Annotated in this window: 25 protein-coding genes; 11 read left to right on the forward strand and 14 right to left on the reverse strand. The window is 59.3% G+C overall.

All coding sequences use genetic code 11. From position 1 onward, the window contains the following. Positions 1–52 precede the first annotated feature (52 nt). Entirely contained in the window at positions 53–328 is a 276-nt protein-coding gene (locus tag ASC81_RS08985) for a hypothetical protein (RefSeq protein WP_056265520.1), read from the reverse strand. Positions 329–544: 216 nt separating this feature from the next. Between ASC81_RS08985 and ASC81_RS08990 the strand changes: the two genes are divergently transcribed. The 5 genes from ASC81_RS08990 (at position 545) to ASC81_RS26950 (ending at position 2,502) form a co-directional block, all read left to right on the forward strand. Further along, entirely contained in the window at positions 545–730 is a 186-nt protein-coding gene (locus ASC81_RS08990; protein WP_056265523.1) for a hypothetical protein, read from the forward strand. Further along, on the forward strand, positions 727–918 hold the full coding sequence (locus ASC81_RS08995) for a hypothetical protein (RefSeq protein WP_056265527.1): 192 nt from the start codon (positions 727–729) through the stop codon (positions 916–918). Before ASC81_RS08990 ends, ASC81_RS08995 begins: the two co-directional genes overlap by 4 nt. 117 nt (positions 919–1,035) lie before the next feature. Then, on the forward strand, positions 1,036–1,605 hold the full coding sequence (locus ASC81_RS09000) for an H-NS family nucleoid-associated regulatory protein (protein WP_056265529.1): 570 nt from the start codon (positions 1,036–1,038) through the stop codon (positions 1,603–1,605). Between the two features lie 114 nt (positions 1,606–1,719). Then, the gene (locus tag ASC81_RS27825; protein WP_156391938.1) at positions 1,720–2,010 is read left to right on the forward strand and encodes a hypothetical protein; all 291 of its coding nucleotides are present in this window, start codon (positions 1,720–1,722) and stop codon (positions 2,008–2,010) included. A gap of 120 nt (positions 2,011–2,130) precedes the next feature. Further along, complete coding sequence (locus ASC81_RS26950; RefSeq protein WP_156391940.1) at positions 2,131–2,502, forward strand: hypothetical protein; 372 nt, start codon at positions 2,131–2,133, stop codon at positions 2,500–2,502. A 442-nt stretch (positions 2,503–2,944) separates the two neighbouring features. Here ASC81_RS26950 and ASC81_RS09010 read toward each other — a convergent pair whose 3' ends face one another. From ASC81_RS09010 to ASC81_RS09015, 3 genes are all read right to left on the reverse strand, one after another. Continuing rightward, complete coding sequence (locus tag ASC81_RS09010; protein ID WP_056265534.1) at positions 2,945–3,349, reverse strand: response regulator; 405 nt, start codon at positions 3,347–3,349, stop codon at positions 2,945–2,947. A gap of 737 nt (positions 3,350–4,086) precedes the next feature. Beyond that, positions 4,087–4,227, reverse strand: a complete 141-nt coding sequence (locus tag ASC81_RS27830; RefSeq protein ID WP_156391942.1) for a hypothetical protein — start codon at positions 4,225–4,227, stop codon at positions 4,087–4,089. 1,244 nt (positions 4,228–5,471) lie between these two features. Next, on the reverse strand, positions 5,472–6,080 hold the full coding sequence (locus ASC81_RS09015) for a TetR/AcrR family transcriptional regulator (RefSeq protein WP_056265602.1): 609 nt from the start codon (positions 6,078–6,080) through the stop codon (positions 5,472–5,474). 150 nt (positions 6,081–6,230) lie between these two features. Here ASC81_RS09015 and ASC81_RS09020 point away from each other — a divergent pair, with 150 nt between their 5' ends. Then, positions 6,231–6,989, forward strand: coding sequence for an SDR family NAD(P)-dependent oxidoreductase (locus ASC81_RS09020; protein ID WP_056265536.1), 759 nt, complete (start codon positions 6,231–6,233; stop codon positions 6,987–6,989). 18 nt (positions 6,990–7,007) lie between these two features. Continuing rightward, positions 7,008–7,676, forward strand: a complete 669-nt coding sequence (locus ASC81_RS09025; RefSeq protein ID WP_082536389.1) for an NADPH-dependent F420 reductase — start codon at positions 7,008–7,010, stop codon at positions 7,674–7,676. Positions 7,677–7,848: 172 nt separating this feature from the next. On the opposite strand, the gene ASC81_RS09030 is transcribed toward ASC81_RS09025, so the two are convergent. The 5 genes from ASC81_RS09030 to ASC81_RS09050 all read right to left on the reverse strand — a co-directional run bounded on the left by ASC81_RS09030 (position 7,849) and on the right by ASC81_RS09050 (position 12,916). Then, positions 7,849–8,175 carry a hypothetical protein gene (locus ASC81_RS09030; protein ID WP_056265542.1) on the reverse strand — a complete coding sequence of 109 codons (327 nt, stop codon included), beginning with the start codon at positions 8,173–8,175 and terminating at the stop codon, positions 7,849–7,851. Between the two features lie 611 nt (positions 8,176–8,786). Next, entirely contained in the window at positions 8,787–10,544 is a 1,758-nt protein-coding gene (locus ASC81_RS09035; RefSeq protein ID WP_056265546.1) for a monovalent cation:proton antiporter-2 (CPA2) family protein, read from the reverse strand. 130 nt (positions 10,545–10,674) lie between these two features. Further along, the gene (locus ASC81_RS09040; protein ID WP_156391944.1) at positions 10,675–12,054 is read right to left on the reverse strand and encodes a patatin-like phospholipase family protein; all 1,380 of its coding nucleotides are present in this window, start codon (positions 12,052–12,054) and stop codon (positions 10,675–10,677) included. Between the two features lie 95 nt (positions 12,055–12,149). After that, entirely contained in the window at positions 12,150–12,572 is a 423-nt protein-coding gene (locus tag ASC81_RS09045; RefSeq protein ID WP_056265551.1) for a nuclear transport factor 2 family protein, read from the reverse strand. A gap of 11 nt (positions 12,573–12,583) precedes the next feature. Further along, positions 12,584–12,916, reverse strand: a complete 333-nt coding sequence (locus ASC81_RS09050) for a hypothetical protein (protein ID WP_056265554.1) — start codon at positions 12,914–12,916, stop codon at positions 12,584–12,586. A 449-nt stretch (positions 12,917–13,365) separates the two neighbouring features. On the opposite strand from ASC81_RS09050, the gene ASC81_RS09055 reads away from it, so the two are divergent. Further along, positions 13,366–14,205: an alpha/beta fold hydrolase gene (locus tag ASC81_RS09055; protein ID WP_235533610.1), complete on the forward strand. Its 840-nt coding sequence runs from the start codon at positions 13,366–13,368 to the stop codon at positions 14,203–14,205. A 541-nt stretch (positions 14,206–14,746) separates the two neighbouring features. Here the strand turns inward: ASC81_RS09055 and ASC81_RS09060 are convergent. Continuing rightward, positions 14,747–15,139, reverse strand: a complete 393-nt coding sequence (locus ASC81_RS09060; protein WP_056265560.1) for an STAS/SEC14 domain-containing protein — start codon at positions 15,137–15,139, stop codon at positions 14,747–14,749. A 706-nt stretch (positions 15,140–15,845) separates the two neighbouring features. Here ASC81_RS09060 and ASC81_RS09065 point away from each other — a divergent pair. Together ASC81_RS09065 and ASC81_RS26960 are read left to right on the forward strand one after the other, a co-directional pair. Continuing rightward, a complete protein-coding gene (locus ASC81_RS09065; protein WP_056265605.1) occupies positions 15,846–18,158 on the forward strand; it encodes an AAA family ATPase in 2,313 nt (770 codons plus the stop codon). Between the two features lie 351 nt (positions 18,159–18,509). Then, positions 18,510–19,040: a hypothetical protein gene (locus tag ASC81_RS26960; RefSeq protein ID WP_156391948.1), complete on the forward strand. Its 531-nt coding sequence runs from the start codon at positions 18,510–18,512 to the stop codon at positions 19,038–19,040. Positions 19,041–19,269: 229 nt separating this feature from the next. On the opposite strand, the gene ASC81_RS09080 is transcribed toward ASC81_RS26960, so the two are convergent. From ASC81_RS09080 to ASC81_RS09090, 3 genes are all read right to left on the reverse strand, one after another. Then, complete coding sequence (locus ASC81_RS09080; protein WP_235533612.1) at positions 19,270–20,160, reverse strand: alpha/beta fold hydrolase; 891 nt, start codon at positions 20,158–20,160, stop codon at positions 19,270–19,272. Between the two features lie 151 nt (positions 20,161–20,311). Next, positions 20,312–20,728, reverse strand: a complete 417-nt coding sequence (locus ASC81_RS09085) for a RidA family protein (protein WP_056265572.1) — start codon at positions 20,726–20,728, stop codon at positions 20,312–20,314. A 79-nt stretch (positions 20,729–20,807) separates the two neighbouring features. Then, a complete protein-coding gene (locus ASC81_RS09090) occupies positions 20,808–21,716 on the reverse strand; it encodes an alpha/beta fold hydrolase (RefSeq protein ID WP_235533611.1) in 909 nt (302 codons plus the stop codon). Positions 21,717–23,084: 1,368 nt separating this feature from the next. On the opposite strand from ASC81_RS09090, the gene ASC81_RS26520 reads away from it, so the two are divergent. After that, positions 23,085–23,951: an AraC family transcriptional regulator gene (locus ASC81_RS26520; RefSeq protein ID WP_082536391.1), complete on the forward strand. Its 867-nt coding sequence runs from the start codon at positions 23,085–23,087 to the stop codon at positions 23,949–23,951. A gap of 162 nt (positions 23,952–24,113) precedes the next feature. Here the strand turns inward: ASC81_RS26520 and katG are convergent, their stop codons facing one another. Next, positions 24,114–26,252: a catalase/peroxidase HPI gene (gene katG, locus ASC81_RS09095; protein WP_056265578.1), complete on the reverse strand. Its 2,139-nt coding sequence runs from the start codon at positions 26,250–26,252 to the stop codon at positions 24,114–24,116. Between the last annotated feature and the right edge of the window lie 629 nt (positions 26,253–26,881).

Below are 26,881 nucleotides of genomic sequence, written 5' to 3' on the forward strand. Positions count from 1 at the left end.
GCCGACTGACCGCCGCGTCCGCAGAGCAGGCGACCCGCATCGCAGTGGTGATTCAGCCGAACCAGACCGGCTGAAACGCTTCGTTCGCCTGGGTCCAGTCATCCATGCTGATCTCGCGCACCTCGACCCCCGACAGGAACATGACGCGCCGGTTGTGGGACTGCGTGCCGCTCATCTGGCGGGTGCAGCGCAGGATGCTGTCGCGGATCGCGTTGGCATCGGTCCGTTGCACATTGCGCGGGATCGGCTGGATCTTCTCCAGAGAGCGCGTGAAGAGGCTGGGGAACTGGATGGCGCGGTGCGCGGCAGTGGTGACGACGGCTTGCATGACGGCTCCTGGGGTGGGTGCTTTCGATGACGGTCAGTGTCTCGACCGCGGGTGTTTCAGGCCATCGCCCTTAAGGGGGAACTTGCTGACGGGTCTCCCCCTTTTGGGGGATGCGAGGGGGATGCGCCTAGCCATATCCCCCACCGTTCCCCCTTTGGGGTGATATCCCCCACACCGGCTGGCGCCGAGACTGGCTCCATCGAAACAGGAGCCGACATGAACTCTCTCTCCAATGCGCCGACCGCCGATGATTCCTGGGCCAGCGCCGTCTTGCTCAGCATCACCCTGGGCCAGCTGCGTGAGTGGCAGTCGGAAGCCGCGCGGCACGTTGTCACCATGCCGAAGGCTGACGAGGAGGCCTGGGAAGGCACAGAAATCGATATCCGCCGGACGGTGCTGTGAAGCTCGCCGACTTGGCCCAGGCCTCCGTCCAGCAGCTGCGCGAGGCCATCCGGCGTGTGACATTGGCAAACGTCCCCGTCGCTGACCAACTCGACGAAGACGAGTTCCTTGCGGGCGTCGTCGTCACCGATTCGAGCTGGGCGGATTGGGAGGAGACAAACTTCGACGTGCGCCAGATCACTGGCTGAAGGTGGGCGTCCGCAAACAGCGCGCATATCGCATCGCTGGGCCGCGCGTGGCCGAGGTGCTCACTGGATAGCGATTCCAGTCGATAGACTCCAACCATAACTATGTTGGAGTTGTGAATGGCAAAGTCCCTCGCGAAACTGAACGAGCAAATCGCAAGGCTTCAAAAAGAAGTCGAGTCGATTCAGTCGACCGTCATCGCGCGCATCAAGCGCGAGATTGCACAGCACGGTCTCACTGCGGAGCACCTTTTTGGCTCGACAGACGGCACGGTTGTCAGCAATGGCCGCAAGACTGCCGCGAGCACCAAGGCCAGCACAGCCAAGAAACCTGGTACCACCAAGCCAGCGAAGTACGCCGACGATCAGGGCAACAGCTGGCATGGCATTGGCAAGCGCCCTCAGTGGATTCGCGAGGCGCTGGATGCAGGTCATGCACTCGAAAGCTTCCTCGTGTCGTCAATGAAGGCAGCGGCAAAGAAGCCGACTGCGACGGTCACCCCGGCTTCGAAGACGGCAAAGAAGAGCGTCACCAGGAAGAAGGCAGCACCTGCCAAGAAGGCGACCAAAGCGGCCGCTGCCGCGAAGACACCCGTCAAGAAGGCCGTCAAGGCTGCTCCCGTGAAGAAAGCTGCAGGAAAGAAGCCGACGAAGGCGAACGCCGATCTGGCGCCGTCCGCAGAGGCTTGACGTTGGGGTCCACCAGCTCGCCGCGAACGGCAGCACGCCCGTCTATGTTGGCAAGACTCGTGTGAGTCTTGCCAGCTCCGGCGAGACAGGCCCAGCGACCGCCCGGCACCGGCGTTGCCTTTTGCGCAAGCGCTGGGCGCGGCGCTTCGAATCGCGAATCGCAGTGCCTTTTTCAACTTAGTGAATCTGCCGACTTCAGTTGAGGCGTGTCGACAATGGTCGATCCCTCCTATGGAACCGGGTCGAATCGTCAACTTCCTCATCGCAGCGATTCAACTTAGTTGGACTCACGGGCTGAACGTGGTGGCCGGCCTCGAGCGGGTTGAGAAGCCACTGGCAACGGCTGCTCGACGCTGGTTGCTGTCGCTCGCGGCGGGCCTGCCGGGCGACCGCTTCCTGACCTAAGGCAAACGAGGGGTCGAAGTCAAAGTTTCGAACTCGCCCGCCGGTGAGCCAAGGCCATGCAAACCGGGCTGGCATGCTGATTGCCCAATGACTGTCCCTTACCTCTACCGGAGACTGGTCATGTCAAAGCACCTTCTCGTTATGATCGCTGTAGCCGCGCTGGCAACAACTGCAGCGGCTCAGACCGCCACGACCCCTGTTGGCCGCGCGGCGAGTGCCGCAGTGACTCCCGGCGACCAAAACATGGGGCGCAATCCGGATAACCGCACCGGTGGACTGATGGGCAGCGATACCAATGCCAACTCAGCTTCTACAAGCGCCGGCCGTGCAGCCAAGGCTGCCGTGACACCAGGCGACCAGGACATGGGCCGCAATCCGAATAACCGCAGCGGCGGCCTGATGGGTGCCGACCGCACCGCGGCCGAGGGCGCGACCACCACGTCCAACGGGTCTAACTACGCCATGCGCGCGCCGCGTACTGACCGCAACTGAACTCCTGAGCGAAGACAATCAGCTGACGTAAGACCGCACGGTCGGTAGGCAGTGCCGCAAGGCCTGCCGACTGTTCTGTGCGGTCGAGCGCTCTGATCGTCAAACCTTTTGCGGCTGACCGTCGTTATTGGCCACCAGGTCGACCGGCGGCTCCCGTTGCACAGCCGTGCCTCAGTGACCGGATGCCGGCTTAAGGCTGCCACCGACGTTCGTGCGTGCTTATCAAACGGCAGCTATCCGCTGTCAAACCGGTCGCTGCGGCTGCAATAAGGCACGACGGAAAGCAGGGGTTCAACGCCAAGCGACCGGACCGGGCGGCTCGCTACCAAGAGGCTCCACTCAGGCGTGGGCCGATCCAGAATTTTGCTTCCCAAATGCGGTCGGATTACCCCGGACCGCGCGGACGAATAGGGTCACGATGTTTGGCGCCTAAGCTGGACGTTCAAGGCTTACGAAGCCGAGATTCCGCATTCACGTAAGCGTAGGTCGCGCGTTGGCGCGCTAAGGCAACTTGGCACAACTGTTCAAGCCGTGGTGTCGATATAGGCTTGAGCAGGTGGCTATCGAACCCTGCTGCAAGTGATCGAGCCCTGTCTTCTTCGCGGCTCCAGCCTGTGATGGCAGCGATGTAAACACCGTCGCCCTTCAGCGTTCGGATCTGGTGGCAAGCCTGGAAACCGTCGACGACCGGCAGCTCAAGGTCAAGAAGTATCAGCGCGGGATTGAACTCGCTCACGACCGCGACGATGTTGGTCGCGTCATGCTCAACTTTGGCCTCCGCCCCGTCGAACGCCAGGAGGACCGCCAACGACTCTGCGGCGTCGTCATTGTCGTCAACGACGAGCACCCTGAGACCCAGAAGAGGTTTAGCCACACGAAACCATACTGCCTCTTTCCGCCAGAGTTCAGGTCATTTCATGTTGGGGAGGGGTTGCGGCTCAGCACTTCCGCCTTCCGCTCTCTCGCGCGGAAGCTACCGGCGAACCGCTAGCCCTGCCGCGGCCGTTGCTGCCTACGGACTTCAAGCCTGCCTTCGCTGTCCGCGCTGACCGCTGCGCGCTCCACCTTGATCTGGGCCCGGCGAGGCCAGCCCATCATGGACCAGCACTGCGAATCTACCTTGCCCCGCCCAGCAACTCACGATGGTGTTTGTGGGTCAGACGGTGCGCAGGAACAGGAATCTCGAACTGCTGGCGGCAGCGGTCCGCACAGCGAACGCAAGGTACAGGGAAACTTGCCGCTTGATGTTCATGTGCGCAGTGGATGACTCACCTCTTTCGAGTGAGATCGGTGCGGAGTTACGGCGGGCCTCCGACGAGGTTGCTAAAGCCGTACACGCTCTCCTGCAAGAGGCGCAATTGCTGGCGGAGGACACCAGCATTCAACCAGGCGCAGCAGGGAGGCTGAAGCGGCACCGGTCGGCAGCTTCAGCGGTGCGACCAGAAAGATCAAGAAGCAATTAGGCGCTGCAGGCGCGCTGTTCCTCAACGACAGGATGCAGGCTTATGAACACGTCTGGCGAGCGTCCGCTTGTTTGGTCGCCAGCTGCCTTCCGCCACGATGGCTCAGAACGACAGCAACCGTTCAGGTACCGACATCCGAAACCGTTTTCTGGGTGTCGCGGTAGACCTTAACTGCAGCGGCGAGGGAGACGAGAAAAATTGGGCCGAGGACGGTCACAACCAAAAGCGCGAGCCGACCCGTGATGGCGCTGGGAAGTTGCATGCGGTTGCCAGAAGAGGATTGCGACGACGTTCGAGTATGACGGCCGAGCAGACCCCGGCCGGTGGACGAGCCAGCTAAACCCATCGCCAGCGATTGAGATTTTTCGGATATTTCTCGGATCCTTGTCATCAATTTACCGAGCTTTTGACGCGAACTTTTCGCGTTCTTTTCATCTGCCGTGCTCGGCGAATGCGACGCACATTCACAGGGGGTGTGAAGCGAAGAGGTAGAGGCCTAGTGCAGGATAGGCTGAGTGCCGGCATTTGGACGCCATCCTCGGCGGCTTGCTGGCGGGGGCGTCGGGTGGCACGACGTCGACAAGAAGCGGAATCTTGCCAAGTCAGTGACGGTACCTGCCCTCGTCGGGCGTTATGAAGGTGCTGACTCCAACAAATAAAGACCGTCGGGACCAAATAAAGACCGTCGGTGATTTTCCGCACTGTGGGAGTCAGAGCGCTTTGGCGCTCGTGAGGCGTTAAAGAAGACTGGCGGCTGACCATGGCGCCGGCTGAGCAGGTCACCCCGTCCAAAGCGGCGATTCGCTTTCAGAGGTCGGTAAAGGACGTGGGCATGTGTTCTCGACAATTAGAGTCGCAAACAGGTCAATAGAGTCGTAAACAACGACTGCGTTTTGGCGAGGCAATTTCGAATGCGGCGGCCAGCCCCATATGTCGTAAACAGCGGGCGCGAGTCGGTGCCGATCGAGCACCATTCTTGGCCCTGAACCGTTCGAACGCTGGACGCAATGCGGGAGCGTGCTGTTCGCACTCGGGCGGATGACTGGCCTTGGGCTTGAGCATTTATCGGAGCGCGAGGGCACTTTTTGGAATGGAGCCATGCGGACAGCGCTCTTCCTGAGCGCAGCTGCGAGCTTGTTGGGCCTATCGGAGAGTTGCAAGCGTTCAAGACGCTTGCGCACACCCTAGTTTTTGTTCGCAAGCTCAATAAGGATTTCCGAAAGGACCGCCGCCGGCCGACGGCGCCGGAACACGTTGCGATCTTCTAGGGGCATGCGGTCTGCCTACCGGAACTCGAAGCGACAACCGGGGGCGTCGAGGAGGTGATTGGCTGCTGCATGCTGAAGATGGACTTCGGCTAAGCAGTGCGCGCTCTAGCAGCGCGCCCAATCCATTCTTTCCAGCGCAGTTGACGGTCAATCCACCTGGGCGCCGATTGCATTTACCGTCGAAGTAGACCACCACCTGCTTGGACGTGAATTGGGCGTGTAGAGCGCAGTGCGTTCACTACGGCGATGGCGAAACCGAGCCTTCGCCACGTGGCCAGCTTGACAGCGCTTGATCGGCAATAGCGTCTAGTTTCTCCCTGCTGAAGCCGGCCTTTGCCTGAACCGCCATGCCGTGGGTGACCGCGCAAAGGTAGGAAGCCAGCACAGCGCTGTTCGCGCTAGCCGGCAGGTCGCCCTCGCGTCGTGCTCGTTCAAGGCGCTTTGTCAACCTCGCCTCGGCTTCCGCTCGCGCGTCTATCAATGACAGGCGCACAGGTTCCGCATCGTCCGAGCCCGCTAGTACGCCGTGAATTCCCAGGCAACCTGTCTGCTCAGGGTTGCGTGTTGTCACTTCGGCCGCGCCGTGAAGGATGTGCGCTGCGACTTCGCGCGAAGTCGGCAACTCCAGCGCTGCATCGAAGAACGCTAGCTCGCGCTCGTAGTAGCGGTCCAGGGCCTGGCGAAACAACGCTTCCTTGTTGCCGAACGCAGCGTACAGAGCCGGACGCTCGACACCGATTGCCTGCGTCAGGTCGCTATAAGACGCCCCCTCGTAGCCCTTGCTCCAGAACACACAAAGGGCTGCGTCAAGTGCTTGATCGACATCGAACTGACGGTGACGGCCCATAGCTTCCACTCGTTAGGTTTTTTTCGTAACGACCGATATTAAATCGCTTGACGACCCACGTCAAATTGCATAACGTCCGTTACGTAACTGTCGTTATGAAATCGCCGCGTTCGGCGGTGGGCGCTCAGTTGCCGAAGGAAAGGATCTTTTATGCAGCAGTCTTTGAAGGGCAAGGTCGCTCTCGTCACCGGTGGTTCTCGTGGACTGGGCGCCGCGACCGCACAGGCGCTGGCCGACCTGGGTGCAGACGTCGCCATCACATACGTCGCCTCAGCCGAAAAGGCCCAGGCGGTCGTGGAGAAGCTCCAGAACAAAGGGGTGCGGGCCTTGGCGATTCAAAGCGACCAGGCCGACACAGCGGCCGCCAAACCGATGATCAGCCGTGTGGTCGAACACTTCGGCAAGCTTGACATCCTGGTCAACAACGCGGCCATCGCCGTGCAGGGCAAGACCGTCGACGACCCGATGCTTGACACGGTCAACCTGGATCGCCAATGGCAGGTCAACGTACTGGGTACGGTTGCCGCGACGCGGGCAGCCGCACCGGTGCTGACCGACGGGGGGCGCATCGTATTCATCGGCTCACTGTTTGGCACCCATGTGCCTTTCGCAGGAGCAGCTGACTATGCTGGGAGCAAAGCGGCGCTCATCGGCTACGCGAAAGGTGTTGCACGCGACCTTGGCGGTCGCAACATCACCGTCAATGTCGTACAGCCAGGGGTGATGCCAACGGACATGGCAGCTGAAGTCCTGGGTGACGGCGTCCCTGAAGCGCTGCTGAACCTTCATCCGATTCGGCGCATCGCAACGCTGGAAGAGGTGGCGGCACTGGTCGCATTCCTCGTCGGGCCGACCGGGGCCTATATGACTGGCAGCGTCGTCGACGTCGCAGGCGGCTTGGCAATCTGAACCGCCGAGGGCGTTCCAATGAATACTCCATCCGCAATGGTCGTCGGCATCATCGGTGCGGGAGAAGTCGGCTCGCAGCTGGCTCGTGCCGCCATACAACTCGGCTACGAGGTTGTGATCGCGAACTCTCGCAAACCCGAAACGCTGCAAGGCCTCATCGAGGAACTCGGACCCTCGGCGAGGGCCGCGACTGCGGCGGAGGCGGCTGCGGAAGGCGACTTCGTCGTCATTGCCGTGCCGCTTCAACTCGTCAACAACATGCCCGTCGATGAGCTGGCGGGTAAGGTCGTGCTCGACACCAACAACTACATGATCTGGCGAGATGGGCACTACGCCGAGATCGACGAAGGACGCAAGACGGTCTATGAGTTGAGGCAGGAGCACCTGCCACGGTCAAAGGTAGTGCAGGCCTTCACTCACATCCAAGCACCCCGCATCACTACCGCGGGCCAACGTGCCGGTGCGCCTCGCCGTTTGGCCTTGCCTGTTTCGAGCAACTATCCCGAAGCCGTACAACTCGTCTCGTGGTTGTACGACCAACTCGGGTTCGACGCCGTAAACAACAGTCCATTGAGCGAAGCCTGGCGGAGTGCGCCAGGTCAGCCAGCCTGGTCCGCGCTCCAACACCAAACCCGCGCGGAGCTTGAGGACAACTTGACCAAGGCGCGCCCGCTGCCTCCGCGTTGAACCCAGGGCTTGTGAAGCGCGCTACCGTGAACCATGGTTCCCGTCAGGTGAAACGGGGTGCAGGCCGCGCTGCACTGCCGGCACTAGGCCGCTTTGATCTACAGCTACGGTTCGCCAAGACCCGATGCAGCTGAAGGAGAACAATTCCGAAACGCTTTCATCCAGTAGGGAATCAACTGCCCACAGCCGTCCAACCGTGCTGTCTCGCAATGATTTGCCACTGCGGGGTCGATGACGCGATACACGCGTTGCAATAGGCCACCAACTCTCTGTACGGTGAAACGTTCAAGTCGATTTGGACCTTCTGGCCATGCAGCCGACGGATCTGTGCAACCTCAAACGCTCTTTGGTGTCTGACCACGCACGGCTTAAGCATGGCTTTGAGCTTAAGGTCGTCGGTGAGGATCTCGAGCTTTGTGAGTTTCTTGTGAGTCGCATCGATCGTGGCGATAGCCTTGACCGCAAGTAAGACGTCTTGATACTGCTTCTTGTCAGTCATTCGCTACCTGTTTCATCGGCTTTAGGTCACAAAAATGAGAGGAAGTTGGCTGGAAGTTCAGCCTGCAGCTCGGAGGCCGCATCGTTAATGGCGGCACTAACCTTGGTCATCGTTTCGACTCGTTCAGTGCCGCATCGAGCGGCGCACCGCTGTCGGACTGAAGAACGCCGCTCCAACGATCCCGTTCTCCGAGGACTTGAATCAAATTGGCTCGCATTAGACGGTGGTAGGCGATGGAACCCATTGCGTCGGGCAGGTCAGGCATTCGGGGGCGCTTTGCTTAACCACAGGCTGGTGGCGCGAGGATTCGAGAGCCCCTCAATTCGCCAGATCGCAAGGAGGATTTTGCAGGGGGAGCGCGCTCGGGTCACTGTCCGATCTTGCGCGCGGCAGTTCAAATCGCTCGCCGGTGAAGCGCTGGACCACAGCACTCAGGGTTTGGTTGGTGGCGCAGCGCCCCACTAACCGTAGGAAGCGGTTCATGGCCATCATGAGCTGCCGCAGGCTTGAGCACTCCGACTTGAGTCGGCCTCGCTGGCAGCCCTCGCGCGGCCTAGTTCCGGCTGCCACGGCCTGGCACCTTGAGCGTCTCACGGTAAACCAGTCGCCGATCAGCTGGACCTGCCGTTATCCGGATTGCTCAGGAGCAGTGCCCGACCAGCAAACTTGCCGCCGACCATCTCCAACTCCAAGCGCTCAGAGTCTCGGCGGCGAACAACGTCTACCGTCTCCTGAGCGTCATCCTCGCTCGCGCCAGTCGCCAGGACTGCCTGGCGGCCCAGTTCCATGGCTGACTCAAAGGTCTCGCGCATCACAAAGTCGGCGCCTGCCTTGGTCAACGCCAACGCATGCTCACGGTCGTAGGCTCGAATCAAGAGCTTAGCTTGCGGGAACACATCCTTTGCAATGTCTGCGATGTGTTTAGCAGCGGCCTTGTCGCTGATACAGACGATGACAACGCTCGCAGCCTTTGCTCCTGCAGCATGCAGTACGTCGGGGCGGCTTCCATCACCGAAAAACACTTTGAAGCCGTAGGTCTGAGCTTCCTTGATCACTTCAGTGCTGCTATCTATGACCGTCAGTGAAGCACCGCGAGCCAGTACTCCCTGACTTGCAATTTGTCCTACTCGGCCGAAGCCGATGATCAACACGCTGGCCGCCCGTCCTGTTGCCGCCTCTCCATCAGCACTGCCCGTGGTTCGCCGTCGCTTAAAGCGCGAATCGATCATCAGGATCAAAGGAGTCACAGCCATCGACAGCACCACGATGGCGATCATGTTGGCGTTCACAGTTGGGGTGATCACATTTGCGGCGAGTGCAGCAGACAAAAGCACGAAGGCGAACTCACCGCCTTGAGCCATCAGCAGCGCGCGATCGATAGCCTCTTCGTGGGAACTGCGCGCCAGCCTGGCGACGACGTAAACGCACAAAGCCTTCACGCCCATCAGTGCGATGACCCCCGCGGCAATTAGCCCTGCGTTAGCCGACACAACGGAGAGGTCCAATGACATGCCGACGCCAAGAAAGAACAAGCCGAGGAGGATGCCCCGGAACGGCTCTATATCCGCAGCGAGCTGGTGCCGAAAGGTGGACTCAGACAGGAGCACGCCTGCCAAGAAGGCGCCGAGCGCCATCGAGAGCCCCCCAATCTGCATCAGAAGTGCGGCGCCCAGGACAACGAACAGGGCGGCGCCGGTCATGGCTTCTCGCGCCCGTGCCTTGGCCAGAAGTGCAAATAGCGGATTCAGCAACCATATCCCTGCAATCACAAGGACGCCAACGGACCCTGCCGCGGACACTAGTGCTGCGACGCCCAATACGGGCGCGTGCGCGCCAGCCGCGGGCGGCGCGAGGAATGCCACCAACGCCAGTAGCGGAACGATAAGCAGGTCCTCCAGCAGCAGGATCGCAACGATTCTTTGCCCTCGAGGTGCCGCGACGCCTCCGCGCTCGTCCAATATCTGCATGACGATAGCGGTTGAGGTCAAAACGAAGCTCATCGCGCAGATCAGCGAGACGGCCCACGGAAGGCCGAAGGCAGTTCCCACCAAGGTGAGAAGGGCGCCACAGACAATGGCTTGCATGCTGCCCAACCCAAAGATCGCCTTGCGGAGGTTCCACAGGTGTGACGGGCGCATTTCCAGCCCGATAACAAAAAGGAACATCACCACGCCGAGCTCCGCGACGTGGAGCACTGATCCTGGATCGTCGAACCAAGCGAAGCCAAATGGTCCGACGGCAAGTCCCGCACAAAGGTAACCGAGCACCGAACCCAGCCCGAGCCGTTTGAATAGCGGCACGGCTACAACTGCCGCACCAAGTAGCAGTACGACCGGCGCCAAATCGCCCCCAGCGTGTTCAGCGGTCATGCGTTGTGCTCTCTTAGTTAGTGAAACGAGATTGGTTATCGGCCGCTGGATCTGCGGCGCAACGGGCATTCTTGATGCCACCGCCGATGTCTGATTCCGCGTCATTGACCGCGGAGCTTCGAGGGGCCGATCAGCGTGCTTTTGCTTGCTCAGCGAACGCCCGTATCGCAATGGATCGATGGATCGCCTGCTGCCCGGCTTGAATGGCCACTTCAATCTCTTGACTGGTAAGCGTTAGCCGGGTCTCAATCGCGCGTGCGCGCGCGGCAGTCACGGGCTCCGCGTTCTGGAAACTGAGGAGTTCGACAACGAACTCAACATCGTCACAACGCCAGTCCAAAGGCACACCTCCGAGGTCGTCGATAGCGAGTTTGCTCAAGCCGCACCGATGCTGAATCAGAAGATCTCTCCAACGCAGCATGACAGCCTGGAATGAATCTGCTGCCAAGCGCGCGGCTGCGTCAATGGCCGCATCCGTGGCTGCCATTGCCGAGTCGACGCCATCTGGCCCATCAAGACGTCTGTTCCAGGAGCCGCTTGGGCCCCGTCCGGCGTCCACGACGAGGAACAACAGCTTGCGAAGCCTGATTGCGTCCTTGGCAGTCATCGGGCTATGGGCGTTGTCCGCCATAGCACGAGAAATCAGGATGCTTGACAGCCCAAAGTTGTCCGTCAAGCCGCCATCTACGAGCATCACAAATCCGGGGCCCTCAGGATCGCGATAGTTGCGCATTGCCTCGGCCACCGAGCGCATCAGTCGGGGCGCGGACGGATTGCTCAAGGTTGGCGCAACAAACGAAGCCTCAGGCAGGGGGCAGCCGGTTGGATAGGTACGGAGAACTGTCGGTTTAAAGACCACCGGAACTGCCATGGAAGCCGCTACCGCGTCGGCGACCGAAAAGTTCCTGATGTCAGAACACAATGCACTGAATAGCCCCGGCAGGAACGGAAAGCTGGTGCGGTGATACAGATCGGTGGCGTTGATCCAAAGGTCGGGGCGCCCTTTTGCGTACAGGTCAGCAAATGTTGCGTGCTTGAAGACGTCTTTGTCGAGCACCTCGGCAAAGTTTGAGTGGTCATTCAACCCACCTCGCAGCATGCGAACCCAGTTGGCTGGCGATGCGAGGCTCAAGTTCATGCTTGACTCATAGTCGCGGTACAGGACGCGCTCCCTGATGTGGGTTAATCCGTCCCTTCCGTTCAGCACGTAGTAGGCCGCTGTCAGCGATCCGCCGGAGACTGAGCTTAAGAAAGCCAGGGAATCAAGCAGATCGCCGCGATTCGTCTTGGTCTCAGCGAGACCTTCGAGTACACCTGCAGCGAACGCCGAAGCTCTGAGGCCGCCACCTGAAAACGCGATTGCCACAGTGAACTCCTGAACCAAGTCCTGCGGCCGACCCATGTCAGGTGATATCTCAGCCTGAATGACTTGGTTTGGCGGGGTACGAGGTTGCGTTGCGCAGCCGCTTAATGCGAGCGCTAGCGTCAGGAGTAGCTCAGTTTTGCGCATGTCAGAAGTGAGCAAACGGTAGGGCGAGCTGTCCTCGTGCGAAAGGCGCACTTAGGAAGAGCCTCGCACGCTGTGGAAGGCCCTTGCCCGCTGTCTTACTCGGGCTTGAGAACCTCGAGCTGAGTTGCGCGCTCTTCGGGGGAGAACATCGACGTGCCTGATTGCGTCGCGCCAGCGTCGACCTCATCTTGCAGTACGTCCCAATGCTCAGCGAGAAGTCCGTTCTCGATGCGGAAGATATCGACCACGATCTGGGGCTTCGGCGCCCAGCCGCGGATGCGGCCATGGATGGTGACGTATGGGCCTTCTGCAACCATGATGCCTGGCTCGTAAAACAGATCTGCTGGCAGCTTGGCCACCAGGGCGGCCAACGCATCGCGACCCTGAGGAATTGACGGATTGTGTTGAACGTAGTGGGGCGAGTAAAGGCGCGCCACCGCCTCTACATCCTTGCGCTGAAAGAGTGCAGTCATTGCCTCGACGACCAACGCCTTGTTATGTTCAGTATTGCTATACATCAGATTGCTTCCTAATTGACAAGATTGATAGCGCCTTCCATTCGCAGGAAGGTGCCACCGGGAAGGGTTGCGTGGGAGTAGAGCGTCCCCTTGGAGAAGTCCTCAACGTGGACCACCGTCGCGCCGCTGTGTTCGACCCAACTGACGAGGAACACTCCAGGCCGGATCAGAGAGACAGCAACGATCACCTCTTCGGTCTTGGCGAAAGGACCTTCGGCGATATCGAACCGCAATCTGTCGCTTGCCAACACCGTAAGTCGAACAGAAAACTCTTTGAACGTAACGTCAAACGCTAAGCCGATCGGGTACTGCGTCGCGTTTGATATCGATTGATCAGCTCGCATTTCGTTCCTCAATTTGTTGGTGGCTCATGGCCAGAGCTGCCAAAGCCAGGCCAGTGTCGTGATAGGTCAACGAAATTGCACTGACTGAAGATGCTGCGCGCAGTCTGATAGTGCTCGGCAATCGGGCGCCGGGAAGATGGGCGAGCTAATTCAACTAAGTTCAGCAGAATTGATCAGTGACTGATCAGAGCTATCGCTGGAACACTCGGCGCGGTTGAGAACTCATGGGCTTCTGTCGCCGCGCCCTACTGAGCCTCAACCGCCTGGGCGGGACGTTAGCCAGGCACGCTGTGCCAGCAGTACAAATGCCCAAACAGAAATCCTACTAATGAGAGGTATTACTAATGAACGCTTTCGCAAGACTCATAAGCACCCTCGCAGTTGCTGCGAGCGGATTCGCAATTCAAACCGAGGCTTCGGCCGCACCCGGAAACACCACTGGAAAGATCATGACAAACAGCCAATACGTTTCTGCCGCTGATGGAACCCAGCTCTACGTGAAGGACTGGGGTCCAAAGGACGGGCCCGTCGTCGTGCTCAGTCACGGCTGGCCTCTCAACTCCGACAGCTGGGAGTCGCAGATGCAGTTCCTGGCCGAGAACGGCTATCGCGTCATCGCGCATGACCGCCGCGGGCACGGCCGCTCGGGCCAGCCCTGGGCCGGCAACAACATGGACCAGTACGCGGACGATCTGGATGCCGTCATTCGCGCCTTCGACGTCAAGAGAATCACGTTGATCGGGTTCTCCACCGGTGGTGGCGAGGTCACACGCTACGTCGGTCGACACGGCACATCCCGCGTCGCCAAGGTGGCACTCATCAGCGCGATCACTCCGATCATGGGTCAGACGCCGACGAACCCCAACGGCGTTCCGACGGCCGTGTTTGACAGCCTACGCAAGAGTTCGCTCGACAACCGTGCTCAGCTGTACAAGGACATCGCTGGCGGACCTTTCTTCGGCTTCAACCGCCCTGGCGCCAAGTCGTCAGCTGGTCTCATCGACAGCTTCTTCGCGCAAGGCATGCAAGCAGGCAGCAAGGCTACCTATGAGTCCATCAACGCCTTCTTCTACTCTGACTTTCGCGACGACCTGAAGAAGTTCACCATGCCGACCTTGGTCGTTCACGGTTCGGATGACCAAATCGTCCCCATTGAAACCACCGGTCGCGCGGTCGCTAAGCTGGTTTCGGGCTCGCAACTTATCGAATATGCGGGCGGCCCGCATGGCATCGCGGATACGCACAAGGACCAGTTGAACAAGGACCTGCTGGCGTTCCTGAAGAAGTAGTTCGACAGGGCGGTACGACCTGACCTCGGGCGATAGATCGCCGATAGCCTCTGCATGCACGCCCGCGCGGCGTTCGTGTGGAGGCGCCGTAGCAACGCCCGGAGAAGCGAAAGAGTTGATGTTTGCGATGGGCTGCGGCAGTTCTCAGGGAGGCGCCTAGGTGAGCACCGAAGCCGGGACAAATGTAGGAGAGCCCACAGCTCGCCACCGTGACCAGCTGGACGCCGCCTCTCGTAGACGAAGTTGACGTTGAAGCCCTAGCGCATCGCCACCTGATCCACGGGTGCGCCAAGGTCGGTAGCGCTGGCACACACGCGTCAAGGCTGGGCGCGGGTGGCCCCTGCGCCATGAGCGCGAAAGCTGGCCTACACCACAAGTTGGTCGGACAGTCCGATTGCTAGGGCTTGAAGGCTGCTAGACGTCGGGCGCGGCCCCGGCAACAACTCGGCGGCACGCACCGTGTGCTCCAGGGCGTTCTCCGTCGATCCGGGCTTGCTAGGCCCGCCTGGCGCAGGCGAAAAATTCGTCCCGCCTTTGCCTGTCAGTGCGCCCGCTGCGACGATTGTTGGCGGTCCCTAACGGCGACTGATTCGTCCGCGCACGGGCTCTCGGGCTCATCGAGCCATCTGAATGCGGCCGCGATGTCTGAGTAGAAGACGCGATGGTCGCTGGTGCCAAAGGCAAGCCGTGCCACGTAGGCCAGGTGGCTATTCGGCACCACGATGGCCCGACGAAGGTCGGCCCCTGGGCCGGCTTCATCGAGCCTGATCTGCGACAACGCGACCTCGGGGGTGAGCGCCCGGGCCTCAAGGAGGTCGTAAAGCACACAGCGCAGTCGGGAGTCGGCGACGATGGCGAGGACGCGCGACTGGCATTCCCGCAGCACTTCCTCTGTCGCGTCGCCTCTGATGCGCGCGATGACAAGCTTACCCACTGGTTCTACCCAAATGGCCTGATTCACCTCTGCCCCACGTAGTCACCGACCAGGCTCTGGTGGCAAGCTAAGTGCCGAGGCCGGGTCTGTACCCAATTTTCGATGGTACACACCGCGACGCCCGTAGGACGAGGTGCCAAAGAACCACGCCTCACTGTGCAATAGGGCGATAGCTGCCGGTGGCGCGGCTGACCGCGAACGGCAGCTCACAGCATGCCGTCTTCGTCCGGTCGTCGGCGGCTTTGCAGCGACTGCGGTCCTTCGCTTAGCTGAAATCGACGCCCTCAAGCGGCCGTTCAGCGTTCGCGTTAAACGGACCACCCTGCAACTTCCCCTGGGCATCTCATCCACTGGAGCCGCAATGTGCAAAGACTTCCTCAGGAACCGCTGTTCATCGGACGGTGGGCGTAGCTGAACATCTTGCGATCTGCCAGGTGGTGCACGTCGTGTTGCTTGGCCAGTTCGGCCAGCCAGCGTCTTCTCGCCACGGATGGCGTCCAGCGCCACCTTGGCCTTGAATGCCGGCGAGTGGTTCCGGAGCGGTCTTCTGCTCATGCTCTGGTCTCCTGTGGGCGAGGGAAGCGAAAGCTAGGGTTTACGTTAGCCCTGCCTGTCGCCACAAACTCATTGCATTCGCTTACATATAGAGGTCACAACTTGGCGATGCCCGCACTTGACGGGCACACGGTTGAGGGAGCCTCTAAAAGTGATTCATCGCATCAATCGCCTTCGGCAATTCGGCATCTTTGCCGACTACAACGGTTCAGGCATTCAACAATTTGGCAAGTTCAACCTCATCTATGGTTGGAACGGAACAGGTAAATCAACCCTGTCGCATGTGTTCTCTTGCCTTGAAAGTCGCTCTCTGCTTCCTCGCTTCTCGGGGGCCCAATTCAACATCACACTTGAAGATGGCCCTTCAATAACTGAAGCCAACTTGGCGGCTTCTCAGTTGAATATCCACGTCTTCAACCAAAGCTTCATCCGCGACAACATTGATTGGGATAAGTCGGTCAAGAGCATCCTCCTGATTGCGAAGGAGAAGATTGAAGACCTACAAGCCTTGGAGAAGATGAAGCTTGAGCTTGGCGGAAAGCGAACTGCTCACAGCACCAAGCTGAACGACATAAAAATCAAGACTGATGCGCAGGATAAGTTTCTGACCGGTGCCGCGAAGAAGATGAAGATTGGTCTTCAGGCGATTGACACCAGCGATAGCTATTACCTCAACTATGACCGCCGCAAGCTGTCAAAGTTCATTGAGGTGAACGGAGAAGCGGTCGCAACCAAAGATTCGGTGCTTAGTGAAGAAAAGGTCATTGAATTGACCAATGCAGCCAAGCCCGACCATCTGCCCACCGTCACATTTCTTGCGAGGGTCATTCCCGAAGACTACTTCAAGAAGGCCGCTGGTCGCATCCGTGACCTGATTGCCACGACCGCCGTTAATCAGGCGATTGAGCGACTCACCGATAATCCTGACATCCGTGATTGGGTGCAAAAGGGCTTGGAAGTCCATGAGCATCATCATTCGGAAAAGTGCGAGTTCTGCGGCGAGCCGTTCACGAAGGCTCGTGCTGAAGCTTTGGCGGCTCATTTCAGCAAGGAATTTACTGCCTTCCAAACGAGATTGAATGATGCCGCGACTTGGATGCAATCCCAAGGTGCGCCCGCAAATGAACTGCCCGTAGCGACAAGCTTCTATAAGGAGCTTGCAGCCGATGCCACCAAGCTGGAGGGCGAGTACAAAGCAGCCGCCGAAAAGATCAACCAGCAGATTGAAGGGTGGCGGGAAGCCCTCCAAGCCAAAATTACGGACCCAGCAAAAACCGACATTCAGATTGCGGATGTGGTTGAGAGTGATGTGCCGGCTTTCAATACCGTGTTGTCCTCCCTTGTGGCTCTCGTGCAGAAACACAACCACAAAACCGACAACTTCAGTGCGGAGACCTCAAAAGCCAAGAAGGCACTTGAGCTTCATTTCGCAGCGGCAGAAATCCAAGAGTTTGACTATGCGGGCAATGAGAAGCAGTGCAAGGATTTGCAGGCTACTGCCGACACTGACAAGAAGGCGATTGATGAACTGCAAGTGAAGGTCAACGACCTAGAGGCTTTGCTATCCAATGAAACGGTCGGAGCCAAGGAATTCAATGATGTCCTGCATCGCTTCATCGGTCGCTCGGAACTTTGCCTGAGCTTCAATCAGCAGAAGAAGGGCTATGAAATCATTCGCAATGGGGTAGGCGAGCATGATGGAAATCTGAGCGAAGGCGAGAAGACAGCGATTGCCTTCGTCTACTTCATCACCAAGCTTAGGGAGAGCGGAAACAACATTGCAGACACGATTGTTGTCGTGGATGACCCTGTTTCAAGCTTTGACTCCAATCACCTTTTCCATGCTTATTCGTTCCTGAAAACTCAGTGCATAGATTCCAAGCAACTGTTCGTTCTCACCCACAACTTCACTTACTTCAAGTTGGTGAGAGACTGGTTCACGACGACGAATAAGAACAGGGCACGGAAGAATCCGCCAAAGGCACCGGTCGCATTCTTCTACAGACTGGATGCCCCGCCAGGCTCGCCCCGTCATTCGCTGCTGGTTGATGCAGACGAGTCGCTTAAGAATTATGGCTCCGAGTATCACTACATCTTCAAGAAGCTCTATGCCTACAAGGCTAAAACGACCTTGGACCGCGATGAGGCGTTCTTAACCGCGAACCTCGCTAGAAAGCTGCTGGAGTCATTCTTTACCTTCAAGTTCCCCAAGGGACGAAACGATGTGAGTGCTCTCATGGATGCTGGACTAGCGGGCTGCACCGTGACCACTGCGGAACTCAAGGAGAAGATTTACCGGTTCATCAACAAATACTCTCACAGTGATGTAATTGAAATCACTGAGGAGTCAGCCGAGAACCTTGCGGGTGAGAGTCATAGTGTTGTAAACAACATCTTCCAATGGATTGAAGAAGTGGATAAAAAGCACTTTGATGAGATGGTGGAAGTAGCCGAAGCTGCCTGATTTAATGTCCTATAACGAATGAAGACGATCTACAATATTGTTATATCAGGACCAAGCGGGAGTTATAAGCCATGAAAGCGAGCCGAATCCCTGGCATCGCTTTGGCTGTCTTCTTGCTCATCTGTGTCGCCCTTCTAGCCTCCGACAAGAGGGTGTTGATTTGGGAGACGAAGGTAAATCCTGGCGACTCGTACATCGTTGAAGAGCATGGGGACTTAGGCAAGTCCCAGCAATCAACCTTGGTGTGCAGGTACTTCACCGGTCGCAGCATCAAGACAAGTGTTCTGTGGTACTCGTCCAATAATATTATGGGCAGGGACCAATGCCCATTCGTCAAGGGGACTGACTGAGGTGGGGAAGAAGACGATTCTTCTAGGATTGCTTGCTACTGTCATGGGAGCGGCTGCGGCTGCTGACCCTAAAGAGCACTGCAAGAAAGAGCTCGAAGCGTTTGCAGGGCTTCCGCTTGAGCAGCATGAGCTAGCCCTTCTTGAAGCAAACAACCGACTCTTGAAGTGGTTCATTGAGTATCAAGAAAAGCCCAATGTTTCCCCTCAGGACCAAAAATGGTCCTACATTTCTTGGAGTGTTGGAGGCTATGTGCTGGGGCAACAGTCCTACAGGTCGCCTCGGGTTCAACTCGTGATTCTTGGCTTCAGCGAGAACACTGCCGACTTCCTGAGAAAGAAGCGAAGCTATGAGCAGTTCTCAGCAGAGAACGAAGCCCTAGGGCTGCAGTCGGACCGCCTGAGACATGAGCTTTTGAAGAAGGCTCCGAATGTCGCAAGGGACAACGGCAAGGAAATCAAGAGCCTAGCCGACTGTGCCCGAGCAACGGGGATGATGGCTGCAACTCAGCAGCTGAAAAGCAAGCCGCAATAAAAAAAGCCACCTCAAGCCAGGCCGATGTGGCGACGACCATGATCGACGCCCAAATGTGGCGGAAGGGCGGCGGCGCGATTCGCAGTCCGTTGGACTCGAACCAGCACTGAGAAGCCGCGAAGCCGCCCTTTGTGAACTTCCGCTGTCAGCCTGAAGCCACCCTTCGCTCTAGCGTGTCCGTCACCTAAGCGCCCATGGTTTTCCTGAAGTTCACCTCTCTGGGGTCAGTTCACTTGAGATGCTTGTCCAAGAATTGGCGAATTGCGTCGCCAATCTCGACACCGTGTGTCTCCAATGCCAAATGGCCGGTGTCATAGAAGCGCACGTCCGCGCTGGGGATGTCCCGCTTCCACGCTAGCGCGCCGGCGGGCGTGAAGAATGGATCGTTTTTTCCCCAGACCGCGAGCAGCGGCGGCTGATGCTGGCGGAAGTAGGCTTGGTACTTCGAGTATTGCGCGACGTTGGTCGCGTAGTCCAGCAACAGGTCGAGTTGGATATCCGCATTGCCTGGGCGAGACACCAGCATGCTTTCCAACGCGATCGCTTCGGGCGCGACCAGAGCGGTATCGGGAACGCCCTCGAGGTACTGCCACTTTATGGAGGCCGGCGTCGGGAACTCGTGTAGCGCGGCGCGGTTCGCCTTGCTCGGATCCTTCCAGTACTCCTGGATTGGTGCCCACCCCTTGCCAAGCCCTTCTTCATATGCGTTGCCGTTCTGCGAGATGATGGCCGCAACGCGACCAGGGTTTGCCACGGCCATTCGCCAGCCGACCGGGGCGCCGTAGTCGAAGACCTGCATCGCATAGCGGTCCAGCTTCAACTGCTGGGTGAAACGTGTCATCGTTTTCGCGAGTTCTTCGAAGGTATATGCATACTGACCGCGAGGGGGAGCTTCGGTGAAGCCGAAGCCTGGCAGGTCTGGGGCGATGACGTGGTACTTGTCGGCCAGCTTCGGGATGAGGGTGCGATACATGAACGATGAGGCCGCATACCCGTGGAGCAGCAGCACCTTAGGCGCTTTCGCATCGCCCGCCTCTCGGTAGAACACCTTCACGTCGCCCACTTGCTCGATGCGGTGCCGCACTTGCAGGTCGGCAGCGTTCACTCCTGCGGAAAGCATTGCCGCGGCTAAGCCCACTGCCGCTACTGAACAGATCGATGTCATGTCTTCAGCTCCTGTACCTTGTGATGAAACGTGCTCCGCCCCAACTAGGCGAGCGCGTGCTGCGGGGGCCGACGCTCCTGCGGTTAGCTGCGTAGCGATGGGCGTGTCATCGGCTTGCCCGCCGCGGCCCCTCTGGCAACTTCGCGACGACCTTGATCTCGAAATCGAAGCCGTACAGCCAGGTCACGCCGATGCCGGTGAGCGTGGGATGCGGCGCCTCCCCCCAATACTCACCAACGACGATGGACCACACCTTCTCGAAGATCTGCTCCGGGTTGACGAGGAAGACGGTCACGTCGATCACATCGTCGAAAGTGCAGCCAGCGGCCGCGAGGATGGCGTTGAGGTTGCCGAACGCGCGGCGAACCTGTCCTTCCAGCGTCGGCTCCTTCGAGCCGTCCTCGCGGCTGCCGACCTGCCCGGAAACGAACAGCAGGCCATTGGCGCGGATAGCCGGTGAGTAGCGGTTCTTGTCGTACAGCTCTTGGCGGGCGTCGGGAAAAACAACATCGCGTGCAGTCATGGAACACTCCTTTGAAGCGGGAATCGGATCGACCGGCGGGAAAACTCAGTGCCGATGGCATCGGTAAAGCGGCTACCCCTTATTGCGCCGCCTCGGCAATGAGCTCAGCCACCTTCTCGGGGTGCGAGACCATGACGACGTGTGAGGCGCCCTTGACCACCACCACCTTGCGCGCGCCGGCACGCTCCGACATGAACCGCATCGCGGCCGGCGGGATGTTTTTGTCCGCTGTGCCGTAGATCGACCAAGACGGAACGGTCTTCCACGCCGGTGCGCCGGAGGCCTGCGTGAGTGCGGCCTCCGCGATGGGGCGCTGCGATGCCGCCATCAACGCCGCGGAAGCTTTGGGAACGTCGGCTGCGAACTGCTGGTGGAACTTGGCTTGCTGGATGTAGAGGTCTTTGTCGCGGTCGCCAAGCATCACAGGCTTGTCCAGCGCCTCCCCCAAGGTGCCGCCGGGGAACTTCCCAGCCAACTCCAGTGCCGTCTCGCCGCTGTCGGGGACGAATGCCGCCACGTAGACCAACGCCTTGACGTTCTTGCGGCCCGTAGCTGCATTCGTGATGACGGCGCCGCCGTATGAGTGGCCGACCAGCACCACACGACCAGGCACGCTGTCCACGAGCTGGCCGAGGTAGTCGGCATCACCGCGCAACGTGCGCAGCGGATTGGCGACGCTAACGACCCGCAGGCCACGGGCTTGCAGTTGCGGCACCACGCCGTTCCAGCTCGTGCTGTCAGCGAAGGCGCCGTGCACGAGGACAACAGTGGTGGTGTCGGCTGGCGAGCCAGAGCCGCCCCCTTGAGCGACAGCGGTCGCCATCGCCGTGGCGCCGAGGAAGGGAACGATGAGCTTGTACGGGAACATGGTGAGCACTCCTGGGTTAGTGATGTCAGGCGCCGATGCCATTGATGACGGCAGCAGGTCGGCGTTGGGCTTGTCTTTGTGCGTGTCCGCTATCAACGGCCTGGGCGGCAGGTTCGGCAAGCGCATCGCGCCTGGCTCTGTCGTATGCCGCCACAGCGCGGTGCAACTGCCGATGTGGCCTTGCTGAACCTGCTACTTGCTTCGCTTGGCGCGCGGTGCAATACGGCCTGGATGAGCTTTTGTGTTGTCAACGACATTGCTCCATTAACTTGCTTCAGCTGATCCAACTTCGTCCTTTCTCTTCGACTCCGATCGCAGAGATCCATAACCTCAGAATAGGTAGCGGAACTAAGATGCACAGCGCATAGAAGGGAGAGGTGGTCCTATTCCGTTGGGACTAGGCCGCGACTCGGCGAGATGGCCGATCTATGAGAGTTGAACAATTCCAGCTCCTGCGCCATCAACGCCAGCACAGGCGCGCGCGACATCTTGTCCTCGGGTGCCAGCAGCTTTACAGAATTGACAAGATCAGCGCTCGCTCGGGTAGAAGCAAAGCAGCCCTAAGCTTTGTGCAGGCGCAGCCACGCGTCGAATGACAGCGACAGTGCGTCAAGTTCGCCAAAAAGACGTGCCGGGATGGCGCGGCGTGTTGGCGATCTGGATACAGCGCCAGCCAGGCGACAGCGCTCGCCTCATCAAAGGGCAGCAACCCGCGGCAGGGCCCGCGCCGCTCAGCAGGACCTGGGCTTACCCGGCTCATGGCGATCACAAGCCGACGGACTTCAAGCTAATGGTGCTACTGCCGCGGGCGCGCTCCCCACCCTGGCATCACTGCGCTCGATCTGATTGAGCAGATGGCCCGTTCGGCCTAGGTCCTCGATGGCCTGGGAGGGCACGCTGGACGCACACCATCAGTTTGCCGAAAGATTTGGGCGCCTGTTGATGGTCGACGTACGTAGGTATGGTCCTGTTTGCTGCGCTCTTGCGGGATGGCGCTAGCGCAATCGCGAGCGAATCGCTTGCTTGCACTATGGGACGCAGGCACGGCGTTGCATCGGAAGTTCATCGCGGTGAGGGCCGACGACGGAAACCTGCAGAGCCCGTCAGTGTTTCGACGCGCGGACCTCACGCTCGAAAATCAGGGATGTAGTGCTGAATGCACCCATTGATGACCTGGGATTCACAGCGCCGCTAGCGATCATGGTACAAATACCGATGCTTTTAGGCGGTTTCCTCGTGTAACCCAGAGGGGTTGGTCGGCCCACACATAGGCCTGTTCGCCCCGTAAGCTAGCGATGCGTGCCCCTCGCCAACTGTCTGTGCGTTCAAACGCAGCTGACCATGGCGTTGGTCGATTGACCAACAAAACAGGCCGTTCGAACGCGAGCCAGTCACGTGGCTCGCCATAGCGCTCACGAGCAATCGTCGAGTGCTGCGGAGAAACGCTGATTCGCCAACGCCTAGTTCGCCGCTAACTACTCGCCCCCGATGTCAACGCCGCAAGAACTTCCAGAGAATTTGTTGACGCTGGAGACCGCTGAGCGCAGCTGGAACGGCGTTCACGTTGAGATTGCCGAGTTCACTTGTGCTGGGCGGGTGGTGCATAGGATGCGTCGCGAGAGCGAGACGCGACTTGGAGTGATCCTTGAGGAGGTGGGGCGTGGCCGTTGTGAGCCTAGGCTCGCCGCAGACAAGCCTTGCCCCGTCGATTACAGGCCTCGCCATATGCACTTCGCACCAGCAGGCCTTGAGCTCTGGGGATACACGGAAGAAGCGCGCTTCGTCAAAGACGTCAACCTTAGTTTTGACCTCGGAGCCCTTGCCGAAAGGTTGGAGATAGACGGCGCGGTTGAGGTTGCTCCAAAACTAAGGTTCACGGACGACCGCATCTGGACGCTTGCGCGTTTGCTGTCGGACGCGGTGCAGGATCCGGATCCATCCACGCAGCTGTACGGCGACTCCCTTACTGCCGCGTTAGCGGTTCGACTCTTTAGCGAAGCTAAAGCCCGCCCCAAATCTGTGGCAGGGCTATCCACCTTACAACTGCGAGACGCGATCAGCTTTCTTGATGCGCGGATGCCGACTAGAGTAGATCTCGCAACTTTGGCAGAACTCGCCGGTTTGTCTCAGTCGCACTACACCCGAGCGTTCAAAGCCTCGACTGGGCTGGCCCCGTATCAATGGCAATTGCAGGCGCGAATCGAGAGAGCCAAAGTGCTGCTTCTTGAAACTCGACTTTCACTGGACGATGTTGCTGAGGCCACAGGATTTGCCGACGCGGTGCATTTCGGCCGAACGTTCCGCAAGCTGGTTGGTGCGACCCCTGCCGCCTGGCGAACTGATCGGCTCGAATAGTCGGTGAAGGACGGGCCTACGGCGGGACGCTGTCGGCCATCTTGCGTTTGACGTCTTTGTAGGCATTGGCTTGCGGAATTGGCTCACGGGCAGCCGCTGGAGCCAGAAGCGGCAATACAAGCCCGATGCAGTCCTGCCAGCAGCGCTCGCAACGCTCGCGTCTCAGTAACGCCCGAGCTCCATGACCTTCACCCAGGCAGCTACGAAATCCTGCACAAATCTCGTTACCCCATCAGCGCTTGCGTAGACCTCGGCATAGGCTCGAAGAATTGAGTTTGATCCAAACACGAGGTCACTGCGCGAAGCCAAGTACTTCAGAGCGCCACTGTGGCGATCACGACCTTCAAAAATCTCTGCCTCATCATTCACCGGCTTCCACGTGGTTTGCATGTCTAGCAGGTTGATGAAGAAGTCGTTGCTCAGCGTTTCGACTTTGTCGGTGAGCTGACCGAGTTTGCTGCCATCAAAGTTCGCGTCAAGGACGCGGAGACCACCGAGCAAGACGGTGAGCTCGGGTGCGGTGAGCGTCAGCAGTTGGGCGCGGTCGATCAGAAGGGCTTCGGTGGGCGCACCTGGAGCCGCCGACCGGAAGTTGCGGAAACCGTCAGCAACGGGCTCCATCGAAGCGAAGGATTCAACATCGGTCTGATCCTGTCGCGCATCAACGCGCCCTGCGGTGAACGGCACGTCAAGGGCCATGCCGGCGGATGCGGCCGCCTTCTCGATGCCGACAGCACCGGCCAGCACGATCACATCGGCCAGAGACGCTTTGCCGGAGGCTTGCTGAATCTCAACAAGTTGCGGGATGGCCTTCAAGGCCCGTTGATTGACCGCCCAGTCTTTCTGTGGCGCCAAGACGAGCCGTGCGCCGTTCGCACCGCCTCGCTTGTCGCCCCCGCGGAATGTGGACGCAGAGGCCCACGCCACCGAAACAAGCTCTCCGACGGAGAGGTTGGACTCGGCAATCCTGGCCTTCAGATCCTTGATGTCGCTCTCGCTGGGATTGTGGGAGGGCGCTGGCAGCGGGTCTTGCCAGATGAGGTCCTCGTTGGGAACTTCGGGCCCCAAGTAGCGGGCCTTGGGGCCCATGTCGCGGTGGGTCAACTTGAACCAAGCACGAGAGAACGCCTCTGCGAACGATTGGGGATCCTCTTGAAACCGGCGCGAGATCTTGGCGAACTCAGGATCGAATCGCAGGGTCAAGTCCGTGGTCAGCATGGTCGGCTTGTGGAACTTGCCGGGCATGTGCGCATCTGGTACGACCAATGGACCTTCCTTGGCCACCCATTGCTTGGCACCGGCAGGCGATGTGGTCAGCTCCCACTCGTACTTGAACAAGTTTTCGAAGAAGCCGTTGCTCCACAGCGTGGGAGTCTTGGTCCACGTGACCTCCAGGCCGCTGGAGATAGTGTCCTTGCCGTGCCCGCCGCCAAAGCCACTGATCCACCCCAGGCCCTGCGCTTCGAGGGCCGCGCCCTCGGGTTCCGCGCCTTTGTGAGACTCTGGACCCGCGCCATGCGTTTTTCCGAACGTGTGGCCGCCGGCAATGAGTGCCACTGTTTCTTCGTCGTTCATCGCCATGCGACTGAACGTGGCCCTAATGTCCTTCGCCGCCGCCATGTAGTCGCCGCTGGCGTTGGGGCCTTCCGGGTTGACGTACACCAAGCCCATGTGAGTTGAGCCCAGACTGTTGATTAGCTGCCGATCCCCTGTGAACCGCTTGTCGTCACCCATCCAGTGAGTTTCTGCGCCCCAGCCTACGTCCTGGTCAGGTTCCCAGACGTCCTCACGCCCAGCGGAGAAGCCGAAAGTACGAAAGCCCATTGACTCAAGCGCTACGTTGCCGGCCAGAATGATCAAGTCGGCCCACGAAATCTTCTGCCCGTACTTCTGCTTGATGGGCCAGAGCAATCGGCGGCTCTTGTCGATGTTGACGTTGTCCGGCCACGAATTCAACGGCGCGAAACGTTGCTGGCCACGGCCACCACCTCCGCGACCGTCGACTGTTCGATAGGTTCCCGCCGAGTGCCATGCCATGCGGATCATCTGAGGTCCGTAGTGACCAAAGTCAGCAGGCCACCAATCCTGGCTGTCGGTCATCAGCTTCACCAGATCAGCCTTCAGCGCTCTGTAGTCGAGCGTCCTGAATGCTTCTGCGTAGTTGAACGATGGGCCGAGCGGATCGGACCGGGATGAATGTTGATTGAGGAGGTCTACCCGGAGCTGATTGGGCCACCAATCACGGTTCGTGGCACCACCGCCAGCGGCATGGTGGAAGGGGCATTTGCCAGTAGTCGTCATGTTTCCCTTTGCGGATTTGCAGATCTGAAGTTGGTTGCCGCCTAGTGACATCTATCGATGCTGCTGGTGCCGTCACTACGTCGGCGACGGTTCTCAGCGCGGTCGAGATGCGCTTGTCGCGTGCAATCAGAGTTTCGCGAGAAGACTTTCTGGGCGCACTGTCTGAAAGCGCGGTGGACCGACCAGGAATGCGATGAGCGGGAAGACTTGCGATGCACGAGTTCCGCATGTGCCGGGAGGCAAGTGAGGCGGCGCTCTCGCGGCCGATCGTGAGCAGCTCGTAGTTTCAGATTGAAAGGCTCAATCTCGGGCATTGGGCTGCATGCGAGGAGGCGCGGCAACGTGTCGAACGCCTTCGTAGCGAGGCGAGCATTGTTGCGCCAGTGTTCCGGAGATGAGCCTGCGAGCAGGGAGTTGCGTCGTGGAACGGCGGCGTGACCACTACCTCGCATGCTCGTGCTATGTCGTCAGCGGGCAATTGTTTCTCTGGGACGCGGCGGCCGCCAGGACGCTTTCCTGGCAAGCGCGAAGTTCGATGAGCGATTCGTACTACCACGCGCAGGATCAAACAGTGACTCGCGCAGGCTGCGTCGGCAACATCACCGCAACGATATGACGACCAAGTAGCA

Source organism: Pelomonas sp. Root405 (genome assembly GCF_001425165.1).
Classification (GTDB): domain Bacteria; phylum Pseudomonadota; class Gammaproteobacteria; order Burkholderiales; family Burkholderiaceae_C; genus Pelomonas.

Excerpts from the sequence above, each read along its gene's own strand:
- ASC81_RS09000 (WP_056265529.1), top strand. The coding sequence starts at position 1,036 with ATGGCAAAGTCCCTCGCGAAACTGAACGAGCAAATCGCAAGGCTTCAA.
- ASC81_RS09045 (WP_056265551.1), bottom strand. The coding sequence starts at position 12,572 with ATGTATAGCAATACTGAACATAACAAGGCGTTGGTCGTCGAGGCAATG.
- ASC81_RS09040 (WP_156391944.1), bottom strand. The coding sequence starts at position 12,054 with ATGCGCAAAACTGAGCTACTCCTGACGCTAGCGCTCGCATTAAGCGGC.
- katG (WP_056265578.1), bottom strand. The coding sequence starts at position 26,252 with ATGACGACTACTGGCAAATGCCCCTTCCACCATGCCGCTGGCGGTGGT.
- ASC81_RS27830 (WP_156391942.1), bottom strand. The coding sequence starts at position 4,227 with ATGCAACTTCCCAGCGCCATCACGGGTCGGCTCGCGCTTTTGGTTGTG.
- ASC81_RS09050 (WP_056265554.1), bottom strand. The coding sequence starts at position 12,916 with ATGCGAGCTGATCAATCGATATCAAACGCGACGCAGTACCCGATCGGC.
- ASC81_RS09035 (WP_056265546.1), bottom strand. The coding sequence starts at position 10,544 with ATGACCGCTGAACACGCTGGGGGCGATTTGGCGCCGGTCGTACTGCTA.
- ASC81_RS08990 (WP_056265523.1), top strand. The coding sequence starts at position 545 with ATGAACTCTCTCTCCAATGCGCCGACCGCCGATGATTCCTGGGCCAGC.
- ASC81_RS09015 (WP_056265602.1), bottom strand. The coding sequence starts at position 6,080 with ATGGGCCGTCACCGTCAGTTCGATGTCGATCAAGCACTTGACGCAGCC.
- ASC81_RS26520 (WP_082536391.1), top strand. The coding sequence starts at position 23,085 with ATGTCAACGCCGCAAGAACTTCCAGAGAATTTGTTGACGCTGGAGACC.
- ASC81_RS26950 (WP_156391940.1), top strand. The coding sequence starts at position 2,131 with ATGTCAAAGCACCTTCTCGTTATGATCGCTGTAGCCGCGCTGGCAACA.
- ASC81_RS09055 (WP_235533610.1), top strand. The coding sequence starts at position 13,366 with ATGACAAACAGCCAATACGTTTCTGCCGCTGATGGAACCCAGCTCTAC.
- ASC81_RS09020 (WP_056265536.1), top strand. The coding sequence starts at position 6,231 with ATGCAGCAGTCTTTGAAGGGCAAGGTCGCTCTCGTCACCGGTGGTTCT.
- ASC81_RS09085 (WP_056265572.1), bottom strand. The coding sequence starts at position 20,728 with ATGACTGCACGCGATGTTGTTTTTCCCGACGCCCGCCAAGAGCTGTAC.
- ASC81_RS09030 (WP_056265542.1), bottom strand. The coding sequence starts at position 8,175 with ATGACTGACAAGAAGCAGTATCAAGACGTCTTACTTGCGGTCAAGGCT.
- ASC81_RS08985 (WP_056265520.1), bottom strand. The coding sequence starts at position 328 with ATGCAAGCCGTCGTCACCACTGCCGCGCACCGCGCCATCCAGTTCCCC.
- ASC81_RS09080 (WP_235533612.1), bottom strand. The coding sequence starts at position 20,160 with ATGCTTTCCGCAGGAGTGAACGCTGCCGACCTGCAAGTGCGGCACCGC.
- ASC81_RS09025 (WP_082536389.1), top strand. The coding sequence starts at position 7,008 with ATGAATACTCCATCCGCAATGGTCGTCGGCATCATCGGTGCGGGAGAA.